We start from the raw sequence: 13,140 nt of genomic DNA on the forward strand, positions 1-13,140 counted from the left end.
CGATTTACTATCCAAGTGCCTGGCAGAATGCCGTGACGTCTTCGTCCCGCGTGGCGAAGCTTGCTACGAGCCGGCACAGCATTTCATCCTCGGCGACCGAATCCGTCATTTGGGCAGGTATGCCCCACTCGTGGATAAACGCGCCCTGTTCCTTCAAGGCGTCGAACTTGGCGCGCTTCATCACCGGAAACACCTCGTTGGCCTGCGGTCTCCAGCCGAGGCGGGCATGGGGCGAAGCCTCAATGTGATCCGCCAGTCGGGAGGCCATCGCGTTGGCGTGCCCAGCCATTTCAAGCCACAACCCGTCGCGGAAATAGGTCTCGAACTGCGCCGCCACGAAACGTGACTTTGAAAACAGCTGTGCGGCGCGCTTGCGGAGGAAAGGAAACTCGGCAGCCAGATGAGGATCGAAGATGACCAGCGCCTCGGCGCACCAGCAGCCATTCTTCGTCCCCCCGAAGGAGGCCATGTCGACACCCGATTTCCAGGTCATCTCGGCCGGCGTGCAGCCCAGCGAGACAAGCGCATTGGCAAAACGCGCACCGTCCATGTGCAGCGGCAGCTTGTGGCGGCGGCATACGCCCGCGATGGTACCTATCTCGTCAAGGCTGTAGACGGTTCCGATTTCGGTTGCCTGCGTCAGTGTTACGCCGGCCGGACGGCCGGCATGCAGGAACTCGGCCGGATAGCGGCGAATCGCGGCTTCGAGCCCCTTGGGGTCCAGTCGTCCATGTGGCCCATCGACCGGGCATAGCCTTCCGCCATCCGACATGAACTCGGGCGCACCGCACTCGTCCACGATCATGTGTGCCTCGCGGTGCGCGAACATCACGCCGCCCGGTTTCGATATGGCGGAATAGGCCAACGCGTTGGCCGCAGTGCCGGTGCTGACGAAGAAGACGGAGACCTCGCGCTCAAAAACCTCCGAGAACACCGTTTCGACGTGGCGGTCTAGATCGCTGTTGCCATATGCGGGGGCATAGCCGGACGCGTGATCGACGAGGCTTTGTGCGATGGAAGGGTGGGCGCCGGCCCAATTGTCAGAGGCAAAGAACATGTGCTGGGGAAACCGGATGATAGGGGGTGGGAGGGGCCAATCTACATGTGTGGCGTAAATCCTCAATGACCCGAGGCGACAATCCTCCCTTCCGACTGCAGACTCGCAGACAGGATATTTCGTTCCATAGGCTGGCGCAGTAACAATGTTGCGGCAACCCGCCCGTTGATTTGCATTTCCGTCTTGTGCGCCCGCCGCTTTTCTGGCATATGGCGATTTAGGACAGCATTGCTGTCTTAATTGGCCGTTGCTGGCGCGCTTTCAGGCCCTATGATAGGCGGGATCCGCAAGCGAGCCTGGCGCGGTCGTGGGCGCGGGTGCAGCCGTGTCCGGACATTGACTATTCCGACGGGTCCGGACGTACCGGCAAAGTCGCCCCGGCCTTTCGAGAGATTAGCCGTGCAGAACCGGTCAGCTTCGCCTGAGGCAGTCCGGAGGACAGACTGACCGCCCCACAGGGGTGCGGTAATGGAGGATGAGACCATGAGGCATAAGACGCTACCCATGTCGCCCGCAACGCGCTCCGCGTCGGCGAAATCGGTTGTCGCGGCGCCCAAAGGTTCAACCTCCGTAGGGCTTTACGACCCACGCAATGAGCATGATGCGTGCGGCGTGGGCTTCATCGCCAACATGAAGAATGTCAGGTCGCACAAGATCGTCGAGGACGGGCTGGCGATGCTGGAAAACCTGACCCACCGCGGTGCGGTCGGTGCGGATCCGCTGATGGGCGATGGTGCTGGCCTGCTGGTGCAGATGCCCGACCGGTTCTTCCGCGAAGAGATGACTGCCTTGGGGGTCGAACTGCCGGCGGCCGGCGCATATGCGGTCGGGCATATCTTCATGCCGCAGGACGAGGCGCATCGCTCTCACATCGAGGAAATCGTCCGCGAAGTCGCGCAGGCCGAAGGCATACCCTTCCTGGCCTTCCGCGATGTGCCGGTCGACAATTCCTCGCTGTCGAAGGCGCCGCATATCGCGTCCGCGGAGCCTGTCCACCGCCAGGCCTTCTTCGGGCGTCCGGAAGGCCTCGAAAACGACGACGATTACGAACGCCGTCTCTATATACTGCGCAAGGTCATCTCCGGCCGCATCTTTGCGGAAGCCGGCGGCAAGGAGGACGGTGCCTACATCGTTTCCCTGTCGGCGCGCACCATCGTCTACAAGGGGATGTTCCTGGCCTATCAGGTTGGCGCCTACTACAAGGACCTGAAGGATCCCCGTTTCGAATCGGCGCTCGTGCTCGTGCATCAGCGCTTTTCGACCAACACCTTCCCCTCCTGGAAGCTTGCCCATCCGTATCGGATGGTGGCGCATAATGGCGAGATCAACACGTTGCGTGGCAACGTCAACTGGATGGCCGCACGCCAGGCTTCCGTGGATTCGGAACTCTTCGGCAACGACATCTCCAAGCTTTGGCCTATCTCCTACGAAGGGCAGTCGGACACGGCGTGCTTCGACAATGCGCTCGAGTTCCTGTTCCAGGGTGGCTATTCGTTGGCCCATGCCATGATGATGCTGATCCCGGAGGCCTGGGCGGGCAACAAGCTCATGAGCGAGGAACGTCGCGCGTTCTACGAATACCATGCCGCACTCATGGAGCCGTGGGACGGACCCGCAGCGGTCGCCTTCACTGACGGTCGGCAGATCGGCGCTACACTGGATCGGAACGGTCTGCGTCCTGCCCGCTACGTGGTGACGAGCGACGATCGTGTGATCATGGCGTCAGAGGCCGGCGTCCTCCCCGTCGAGGAAAGCAAGATCGTCAAGAAGTGGCGTCTCCAGCCCGGTCGCATGCTTCTGATCGACCTTGAGAAGGGCCGCATCGTCTCCGACGACGAGGTGAAGTCCGAGATCGCTTCCAAGCACCCCTACCGGAACTGGCTGGGCAACACCCAGTTGATCCTGGAGGAGCTGAAGCCCGTCGAACCGCGCGCCTTGCGCAAGGATGTCTCGCTTCTCGACCGCCAGCAGGCTTACGGATACACGCAGGAGGATCTCAGGCTCCTGATGGCGCCCATGGCCACGACAGGCCAGGAAGCCGTTGGTTCGATGGGAACCGACACACCGATCTCGGCGATGTCGGATAAGTCGAAGCTGCTCTACACCTATTTCAAGCAGAACTTCGCTCAGGTCACCAATCCGCCGATCGATCCGATCCGAGAAGAATTGGTGATGAGCCTCGTTTCGTTCATCGGTCCGCGGCCCAACATCTTCGACCTCGTGGGCTCGTCGCGGCGCAAGCGTCTCGAGGTTCGTCAGCCAATACTTACCAATGGCGACCTGGAGAAGATCCGTTCGATCGGTCACACCGAGGATCGATTCGACACCAAGACCATCGACATCACCTATTCCGCGGGCGAGGGCGAGGCAGGGCTGGCCGGTGCGCTCGAGCGCCTCTGCGAGCGTTCGGAAGCTGCGGTCGCGGGCGGTTACAACATCATCATCCTGTCCGATCGGCAGCTGGGGAGCGACCGGATCGCGATCCCGGCTCTCCTGGCGACGGCGGCCGTGCACCACCACCTCATCCGCAAGGGATTGCGGACGTCGGTCGGTTTGGTCGTGGAGTCGGGCGAGCCGCGCGAGGTTCATCATTTCTGTTGCCTCGCGGGCTTCGGCGCGGAGGCCATCAATCCCTACCTCGCCTTCGACACGCTTCTCGACATGCACCGGCGCAAGGAGTTCCCGCCTGAGGTTGAGGCGCATGAGGTGGTTGAGCGCTACATCAAGTCGATCGGCAAGGGCATCCTCAAGGTGATGTCCAAGATGGGCATCTCCACCTATCAGTCCTATTGCGGCGCGCAGATCTTCGACGCCGTCGGCCTGAGCTCGGAGTTCGTCGAGCAATACTTCACGGGCACGGCGACGACCATCGAGGGCGTTGGCCTCGACGAAGTGGCCCGTGAGACCGTCATGCGACACGCAGGAGCCTTCAGCACGGACCCCGTGCTGCGCAACTCGCTCGAAGTGGGCGGGGAATATGTGTACCGCATGCGGGGCGAGGCCCATATCTGGACACCGGATGCGGTTGCCACCTTGCAACATGCCGTGCGCAAGAACTCCTGGGACACCTATCGCGATTACGCCGCCCAGATTGATGACCAGGCTGCGGCCGCGCACACGATCCGTGGGCTGTTTGGGATCAAGAGCGCTGCGGAAGCGGGTCGTCAGGCGATTTCGCTCGACGAGGTCGAGCCGGCTTCCGAGATCGTGAAGCGTTTTTCAACCGGCGCCATCTCCTTTGGAGCGATCAGCCGCGAGGCCCATGTCACGCTGGCGCGGGCGATGAACGCCATCGGCGGCAAGTCGAACACGGGCGAGGGCGGCGAAGAGCCTGATCGCCTTCTGCCTCTGCTCGACGGTTCGCCCAATCCCGAGCGCTCCGCCATCAAGCAGGTGGCCTCCGGGCGGTTCGGCGTGACGACGGAATATCTGGTCAATGCCGACATGATCCAGATCAAGGTCGCTCAGGGCGCAAAGCCCGGCGAAGGCGGCCAATTGCCTGGTCACAAGGTCGATGCGACCATCGCCAAGACCCGGCATTCCACGCCGGGTGTCGGTCTCATATCACCGCCCCCGCATCACGACATCTATTCGATCGAGGATCTGGCGCAGCTGATCTACGATCTGAAGAACGTCAATCCTACGGCCGATATCTCCGTCAAGTTGGTGTCGGAAGTCGGTGTGGGAACGGTCGCTGCCGGCGTCGCCAAGGCGCGTGCGGACCACATCACGATTGCCGGCTACGATGGCGGCACCGGTGCTTCGCCGCTAACCTCGATCAAGCATGCGGGCAGCCCCTGGGAAATGGGCCTGGCCGAAACGCATCAGACGCTGGTCCTCAACGGCCTGCGCTCGCGCATCGCGCTGCAGGTCGATGGCGGCCTGCGCACCGGACGCGACGTGATCATCGGCGCGCTTCTGGGCGCCGATGAGTTCGGCTTCGCGACCGCCCCGCTGATCGCGGCTGGTTGTCTCATGATGCGCAAGTGCCACCTCAACACCTGCCCGGTCGGGATTGCGACCCAGGATCCGGTGCTGCGCAAGCGCTTCAAGGGCACGCCCGAAGACGTGATCAATTTCTTCTTCTTCGTTGCCGAGGAGGTCCGCGAGATCATGGCCTCCATGGGTGTGCGCAAGCTCGACGAGATCGTCGGGCACTCCGATCTTCTGATCAAGCAGGAGTTGATCGAGCACCATTGGAAGGCGCACGGACTCGACTTCTCGAAGGTGTTCTACCGGCCCGAGGCTGCAGCGGAGGACATCCGCTGGACGATGCGCCAAACGCATCCGATCGAAGACGTACTTGACCGTCGCCTCATCGAGGCGGCAAAGCCCGCCCTGGAGGCGCGACAGCCCGTCGAGATTGCCATGCCCATCCTCAATACGGATCGGTCGACGGGTGCCATGCTGTCAGGCGAGGTTGCCAAGCGTTTCGGACACAAGGGTCTGCGCGACGACACCATCAAGGTCCATTTGACGGGCACAGCTGGTCAATCCTTCGGCGCATTCCTGGCGCGCGGCGTGACATTCGAACTCGTCGGCGACGGTAATGACTATGTCGGCAAGGGTTTGTCCGGTGGCCGCATCATCATCCGCCCGCCGGAGGAATCGAAGATCGTACCGGAAGAATCGATCATCGTCGGCAACACCGTTCTCTACGGCGCGATCGAGGGCGAGTGCTACTTCCGTGGTGTTGCGGGCGAACGGTTTGCCGTGCGCAATTCGGGAGCCGTCGCGGTCGTCGAAGGTGTTGGCGACCATGGCTGCGAGTACATGACGGGTGGCGTCGTCGTTGTAATCGGTCAGACCGGCCGCAATTTCGCTGCCGGCATGTCGGGCGGCGTGGCCTATGTGCTCGACGAGGCGGGCGACTTCGCCGAGCGCTGCAACATGGCCATGGTCGAACTCGAGCCCGTCCCCGAGGAGGACGACATCCTCGAGAAGCTGCATCATCATGGCGGCGATATCGATCACAAGGGCCGCGTGGACGTTGAAGCCGACATGACGGCCCATGATGAGGAACGCCTCTATCAGTTGATCTCGAACCATCTCGCCTATACCGGCTCCGGGCGCGCCAAAGCCATCATCGACAACTGGGCGGATTATCGACCCAAGTTCCGCAAGGTGATGCCGGTCGAATATCGCCGGGCGCTCGAAGAGATGGAGCGGATGCGGATGGGTCTGGCGGCCGAATAGGTTCAGGACCGAGATTAAGGCTGTGGCACGCGCGAGCGTGCCGCCACCCCGGCTCGAATACTTGGGATGTTAGAATGGGCAAGGTGACTGGTTTTCTCGAAATCGACCGGCAGGTTCACAAGTACCAGCCGGCCTCCGATCGTATCCGCCATTTCAAGGAGTTCACGCTCCCTATGTCGGATGGCGAGGTCGAGAAACAGGCGGCCCGCTGCATGGACTGCGGAATTCCGTTCTGCCACGGGCCGACCGGGTGCCCGATTCACAACCAGATCCCAGACTGGAACGACCTCGTCTATCAAGGGGACTGGGACAACGCGATCCGCAACCTGCATTCGACGAACAACTTCCCCGAATGGACGGGCCGCATCTGTCCCGCACCTTGCGAAGAGGCGTGCACCCTCAACCTCGAGGACGTCCCGGTTGCGATCAAGACCATCGAACAGGCCATTGCCGATAAGGCCTACGAAAATGGCTTCATCCGCCCTTATCCGCCCGAGCAGAAGACCGGCAAGAAAGTGGCCATCATCGGCTCCGGTCCCGCCGGCATGGCTGCCGCACAGCAACTTGGACGGGCAGGGCATGATGTCCATGTCTACGAGCGCGAGAGCCGCCCCGGCGGGCTGATGCGCTTCGGCATTCCCGATTTCAAGATCGAGAAGCAATATATCGACCGGCGGGTCGAGCAGATGCAAGGCGAGGGCGTCACGTTCTTCTGCAATGTGAATGTCGGCGTCGACAAACCGATCGGCGAGTTGCTGGCAGAATACGAAGCCGTTCTTTATTGTGGCGGTTCGGAAATCCCTCGCCCCTCCGACATGCCGGGCCGAGACCTGAAGGGCGTTCACGATGCGATGCCCTACCTCGTCCAGCAGAACAAGCGCGTCGGGGGTGAAAACGTTCAATCCGTGGCCTGGCGCTCGGAGCCCATCCTGGCTGGCGGCAAGCGCGTGGTGGTGGTCGGCGGCGGCGACACGGCGTCCGACTGTGTCGGCACTGCATTTCGCCAGGGTGCTGTCCGCGTGACGCAGCTCGACATCCGGCCCCAGCCGCCGGCAAAGGAAGACAAGCTGACGGTCTGGCCCTATTGGGCGACGAAGATGCGTACCTCCTCTAGTCAGGCCGAAGGCGCGCAGCGTGAGTTCCAGGTCGCTACGCTGGAATTCGTCGGCGAGGATGGCGAATTGACCGGCGTGAAGTGCTGTGAAGTCGACGACAGGCGCAAGCCCATTGCGGGCACGGAGTTCATCATCAAGGCCGACCTCGCTTTCATCGCCATCGGCTTTGCGGGTGTCCTTGAGACCGGCGTGCTCTCGGAGCTTGGCGAACAACTCAAGACGGAGTTGGATTCGCGCCGCTCTCTTAACGTCGCCGCAAATGACCGGGACTACCGCACCAGCGTTGATCGTCTCTACGCCGCGGGCGATGTTCGGCGGGGGCAGTCACTGGTCGTTTGGGCGATCAGGGAAGGTCGACAGGCTGCCCGGGCGATCGATGAGGCGCTCATGGGCACGTCGCTGCTGCCGCGTTGACGGCAGGCCCGACGCTAGAGGTCTGCGGGACGCGAATTCGCCGGCGAAGCTTGGCGTCGAAGCGAGAAATTGTCCGCGCGCCCGGGAACGGCAGCGGCTGGCTGACGCTCCTCAAGCGAGCTATGGGTCCCAGCTGAGCCGGGAGCGCGTCGCACCGACCCGCCGAGCAGTTCACCTGTATCTTCCAGCGCAGACTCGCCCACGGCGATCGGCTGTGTGCGCTCCATCCGCGTGAGGTCCAGTTCCTCCGGGTCCAGATCGGTCGGTAATTGGGGTCCGAAGCTTGCGAGCGCGGGCGCGACCCCGTCGGCCAGCACGCGATTCAGCGGCTTTTCAAGGAAGAAGGCGAGCTTGCGTTTGCCGGCACGGGTGATGTTGATCCCGTCTTCCGCCCGCAGTTGTGCGGGCTGGCCGTTCATGTCCGGTCCGTGGCCGGCAAAATTTCCGTCCTCATCGACGAACCCACCCCACACATCGACATACTCCCCGCCAACTTCCTCGGCCACACGGCGATAGAGATCGTTGAAGGCGATCATGTCGGACGACATGGTTCGAAAACGGAACGGAATCATTCCCACCCAGATAAGGTGGGCTTCATGGACGCGGACGGCCGTGGCCAACTCGCGGACGCGGGACTCGTACTCGCTCATCCACGCATCCGAGCGGGGTTCTTCGCGGCGTCCATCGACCACCATTTGCTGGCGGTCATTGGCTCCGACCATCAGGATGACGATGTCGGGCTGCTCTTCCTCGAGAATGCCGGTGATCTGGCCCGGCCAGTCGTAATAATCGTCGCGTACTAGGCCGGACGAGCCGTTCGTGCGTGTCGCGACGACGACGTCGGCATTTTCGGAAAAGGCGACATCCAGACCTTCGCCGAGGCCGCCGGCCACGAAGTCCCCGAGCACGAGTATCTTTCGGGCGTCTTCGGACTTGTCGACAGACGCCACAGTAGGGGCGGTCGGTGCCGCCTGCCGTCGCGGCTGACTGGTGGCACGTTGCTGTTGTCGGCGCTGCTGCTGTGGCTGGGCCACAGGTGGGGATTCCTGCGTGGTCGGGCGGCTCCCGAACAGGAGGCGAAGGAGTCCGCCACCGGAAGACCGCTCCTGCTGTTGCGCCATGGCGGACGAACCTGGAGCCCAGGTCGCTGCTCCGCCGAGAGCGATGGCAAACGCCAGGCCTGCCATCGCGAAGATCCTGGCAATGGTCCGGAAGATGACCAAGTCTCGATCCCTTTACCTGCTGCGCAAGCGACTGAGCACTTCCTTGCTCGGATGGCCGTCTGCGTCGAGGCCTGCCCGTTCCTGGAAAGCCTGGATGGCCGCGCGCGACGCCGGTCCAATCCTACCGTCGATCGCGCCATCATAATACCCCATGCTCAACAGACGCTGCTGAAGTTCCTGGGCTTCGGCGAAGGACAGTCTGGTGAAGGGACGATTCCAATCGCGCGTATAGGCGCCTGTCCCGGCGATCTGGTCCGCCAGCATGCCGACCGACAGCGCGTACATGTCGGAATTGTTGTAGCGCTTGAGCATGTTGAAGTTGTGGAGCACGAGGAATGCGATGCCGTCGCGCCCCTGGGGAACCTTCAGTTCGGCCCGGTCGCCCGGTCGCGGGTAGGGCTGGCCGTTGGCCCGCACCACGCCGATACGTTCCCATTCGGCCAAGGTCATCGTGCCGCCCGGGAATCTGCGCCCTTCCGGCAGTCTAACTTCATAACCCCAGGCCTGTCCGGATCGCCAGCCGTTGGAGCGTAGCAGATTGGCCGCAGAACCGAGGGCATCGGGAATGGAATTCCAGATGTCGCGGCGGCCATTGCCATCCATGTCCACGGCCCATGCCTCGTAGCTGGTCGGGATGAACTGGGTATGACCCATGGCTCCGGCCCACGAACCCGTCATCTGGCTGACGTCGACATCGCCGTTCTGCAGGATCTTGAGAGCGGCGACGAGCTGCTGGCGCCCGAAGCGCTGGCGACGCTGATCGGCATAGGCAAGCGTGGCGAGCGAACGGATGGTGCTGCGGACCTGCCGGGGATTGTTGAGCGCCTCGCCATAGCGCGATTCGATCGACCAGATTGCCAGCACGATGAAGCGGCTGACTCCGAATCGCTGTTCGACGGCGTCGAGGAGGCGGGAGTGGCGCTGCGCCATGGTGCGGCCGTTGGCGATCGATTCCTCGTTCACCTGATTGTCGAAATATTGCCAGACAGGGGCGTTGAACTCAGGCTGGTTGTTGGCCAGCTGGAGCACCTCGGGATCGGGCGCGGTGATGCCCGAAAACGCGCGATCGAAAGTCGCGCCCGAAATGCCGTTCTGGCTGGCAACGCCCCGGAACTCCTGGACCCAGCGCTGGAACGCGGCATCCGCCAGGGCCGGTGTGGCGGAGAAAAGCAGTGCCGCCGAGACCATAAGGCCCGCGAGGCCGGCTGCCGCCCGTCCGGCGATCGTGCTAAAGGACATTCTCACCTCCTCGGAAAGTCATGAACCCCCTTATTCGCCCATCCGGGTTAGGAAAGAGTTTACCATAGGCCTCTTTGCTGGAGAATGGATCGACGGAACGGTGGAAACGACCGAGAGTTGATTAGATGTCAAAATCGGCACGATCATGTCCGTGCTACAGCTTGCGTCGCCGTCCGGATCGGGAAGTCCTGGCGGCGACCTCAGGCAACAAACCGGAGGGACTGAATGAAAAAAGTGAGGAAGGCCGTATTCCCGGTCGCGGGACTTGGCACGAGATTCCTTCCCGCCACCAAGGCAATTCCGAAGGAGATGCTGACCGTGGTGGACCGACCGATCATCCAATATGTCGTCGAGGAAGCAAGAGAGGCCGGCATCGAGCACTTCATCTTCGTGACGGGTCGCAACAAGGCGGCGATCGAGGACCATTTCGACGTCCAGTACGAGCTTTACGACACGCTCGCCAAGCGCGGCAAGGAAGAGGTCTTGTCCAAGCTGCGCTCCCAGCAGCCCGAGGCCGGCGAGATCAGCTTCACGCGCCAGCAGGAACCGTTGGGCCTGGGTCATGCCGTCTGGTGTGCCCGTGAACTCGTGGGTGACGAGCCTTTCGCCCTTCTCCTGCCCGACATGATCATGCGCGCCCAAAAGAGCTGCATGAAAGGCATGGTGGAACTCTACGAGCAGACCGGCGAAAACGTTATCGCGGTCGAGGAGTGCGATCCGGCCGAAACCGGCAAATATGGTATCGTCGAAGCTGGCGATACGACGGCCGGTGGCGGTTTCGAGATCGTGGGCATGGTCGAAAAACCCAAGCCCGCAGATGCTCCCTCGAACCTTTTCATCAACGGGCGCTACATCCTGCAGCCCGAAATCTTCGACATACTCGCCACTCAGGAACGGGGCGCGGGAAACGAAATACAGTTGACCGACGCCATGTTCAAAATGCGCGACACTCAGAAGCTTCACGGATATCGCTACAAGGGCGAGACCTATGATTGCGGCACTCCCGAAGGCTTCATCGAGGCGAACATCGCCTTTGCCCTGGAACGCCCAGATCTTGCCGACAAAGTGCGGGAAATGCTGAAAGCGCGGCTGACCTAGTCAGCCGCTACCTCTGCGCGCGCAGTCCCATATAGACGCTGGTCTGCCGCGATTCGCGGCCGGGCTGGTTGGAGCGGAACTGCTCGTGGCGGACCCGGCCAACGAGACCGGCATAGCGGTTGAGCCACCAGGTCAGGCTGGCTTCGCCGCGCAGTGTGAGATCATACTGATCGGATCCGGGATAGCGGCGGTAGTCGGCGCCCAAGAGGGCAGTTCCGGTCAGATTTGCGCGCAGGTCGCGCGAGACGGACAGGTTGGTAGAATAGAGAAGACTGCCGGTATCCCCGGGGCTGGTAGCGCCCTCCACCGCCGTCGCGCCGTTGAGCGCGACGATGGTGCCGCGGACGGGCGACCAGTTGACGTTACCCTGCAGAGAGAGGCCGGAAACGGGCCGCAACTCGCCGTCGTCAGGCCTCTCGGTGAGCCAGCCCGCGGCAATTTCGCCGGACAGTTTCTCGCCCATGTCCAGTTCGACGCCGCCACGGAGTGCGTAGCGGTTGGCCGAGCGCTGGTAGCCTGACGAATCGACGCGCACATCCTGGTAGCGGCGACCAATCTCGCCTTCCACGAACGGTCGCAGGACGGGCGAGATCGCGTAGCCCCCGCGCAGGGTGAAAGCGGCCAGTGTCGAATTCCGCTCGCGTTGCGAGACGCTCGTCCCGTCCGTCAAACGGGCGTCGTCGTAGATGGTTCTGGTCAGATCGGCCGTCGCGGCAAGGCGCGCAAGACCCATCTCCTTGGAGAGGCCCGCCGTACCCGTCAGCACATGCCGGTTCGGGCGGTCGGCCACGCCCGCAATGGCGCCTGGCGCGAAAGCAGATTCCGGACGAACGTCATAGCCGACACGCCCCAGCGCCGCGAAATCGTTCAGCAGATCAAGACGCAGCTGGCCGTCGACACTGCCTTCGATCTCCGCGATCCGTGCTCCGGCGATGGATCGCCTATAGGTGCCGGCGCCGGTTATGCTTGCAGTATGGCGGCCCCAATCAGAGCGGGCGTCAAGGCGAAGAGTTGTTTCCGAGAAGCTGGCGCTCTCGCCGTCCTGCGTGTTGGTGGCGTTCGAGGTCCAGCCGACGCCCTGCTCAAGCGAAGGCAATATGTCGAATGTGCCCAGGCGCAGGCCGACCGGCGCGAATGGAGACGGATCGGCGGGTCGCCCGAGCCCCTCGATCGCACCCTGGCGGCCGCTTTCCGGCAGGGTCCTGCGCAATTCCTCCATCTCGAGGCCTTCGAGGGGCTGGGCGCGAATCGTGCCGGTTGTGATCGCTTCGTCGCTTGGCGCCGCGGTCGGGCCCGCAACGTTGACCGGCGGTTCGGTGCCGGTGCCCATGCGTTGCGCCCGACGCTCGCGCGCAAGAGTCGTGGTGGTGCGTGGCTCGAGCGGGTCCTGGAACACGTCCTCATTGTTTGCGAACAGGTCGGAAGGGGTGGCGCGTGACGCCGGGGCGGATGCCGGAATCTCCGCCATTTGCGGCGCCGCCGCGCCCTGATTGCCTGAAAGCCAGTCGGGCAGGAGCTGGCGTTCAATGTCGACCTGCGAGACGGCACCGCGCAATCCGTCCGATTGCTGCGAGATCGCGGAGCCGGCGCCATAGGCAATCAGCGAGGCGCCAGCGGCCAGGATGGCTGCCGTCAGCCGACGCCTGCTGCCTTTTGTTTTTGATCTCGCCGCAGCCATTGCCGATCGATCGTCCGCACGGTTCAGAATGATTGCCGAATTCTAAACGGGCATAGTTAACGGAGCGTTGACGATGGCTGCCGCGGAGGCAGTCGACGTTGGACATCTCGGCGCTTTGGC

General features: G+C 62.8%; 7 protein-coding genes. 3 read left to right on the top strand and 4 right to left on the bottom strand.

Going from position 1 to position 13,140, the window contains the following annotated elements; translation table 11 throughout:
• Window positions 1-7: 7 nt before the first annotated feature.
• Window positions 8-1,057, bottom strand: coding sequence for a low specificity L-threonine aldolase (locus GRZ55_RS12950; protein ID WP_169287359.1), 1,050 nt, complete (start codon window positions 1,055-1,057; stop codon window positions 8-10).
• A 483-nt stretch (window positions 1,058-1,540) separates the two neighbouring features.
• Between GRZ55_RS12950 and gltB the strand changes: the two genes are divergently transcribed.
• Together gltB and GRZ55_RS12960 are read left to right on the top strand one after the other, a co-directional pair.
• Window positions 1,541-6,253 (top strand): glutamate synthase large subunit, encoded by a 4,713-nt coding sequence (gltB, locus tag GRZ55_RS12955; protein ID WP_246734721.1) that lies wholly within the window; start codon window positions 1,541-1,543, stop codon window positions 6,251-6,253.
• A 74-nt stretch (window positions 6,254-6,327) separates the two neighbouring features.
• A complete protein-coding gene (locus GRZ55_RS12960; protein ID WP_169287361.1) occupies window positions 6,328-7,782 on the top strand; it encodes a glutamate synthase subunit beta in 1,455 nt (484 codons plus the stop codon).
• A gap of 14 nt (window positions 7,783-7,796) precedes the next feature.
• Here GRZ55_RS12960 and GRZ55_RS12965 read toward each other — a convergent pair whose 3' ends face one another.
• On the bottom strand, window positions 7,797-8,816 hold the full coding sequence (locus GRZ55_RS12965; protein ID WP_368856615.1) for a DUF459 domain-containing protein: 1,020 nt from the start codon (window positions 8,814-8,816) through the stop codon (window positions 7,797-7,799).
• A 201-nt stretch (window positions 8,817-9,017) separates the two neighbouring features.
• Window positions 9,018-10,244, bottom strand: a complete 1,227-nt coding sequence (locus GRZ55_RS12970; RefSeq protein WP_169287363.1) for a lytic murein transglycosylase — start codon at window positions 10,242-10,244, stop codon at window positions 9,018-9,020.
• Between the two features lie 225 nt (window positions 10,245-10,469).
• On the opposite strand from GRZ55_RS12970, the gene galU reads away from it, so the two are divergent.
• On the top strand, window positions 10,470-11,342 hold the full coding sequence (galU, locus tag GRZ55_RS12975; RefSeq protein ID WP_169287364.1) for a UTP--glucose-1-phosphate uridylyltransferase GalU: 873 nt from the start codon (window positions 10,470-10,472) through the stop codon (window positions 11,340-11,342).
• Between the two features lie 7 nt (window positions 11,343-11,349).
• Here the strand turns inward: galU and GRZ55_RS12980 are convergent, their stop codons facing one another.
• Complete coding sequence (locus GRZ55_RS12980) at window positions 11,350-13,020, bottom strand: outer membrane beta-barrel protein (RefSeq protein ID WP_169287365.1); 1,671 nt, start codon at window positions 13,018-13,020, stop codon at window positions 11,350-11,352.
• Window positions 13,021-13,140: the final 120 nt, after the last annotated feature.

The organism is Chelativorans sp. ZYF759 (assembly GCF_012911015.1).
Classification (GTDB): domain Bacteria; phylum Pseudomonadota; class Alphaproteobacteria; order Rhizobiales; family Rhizobiaceae; genus ZYF759.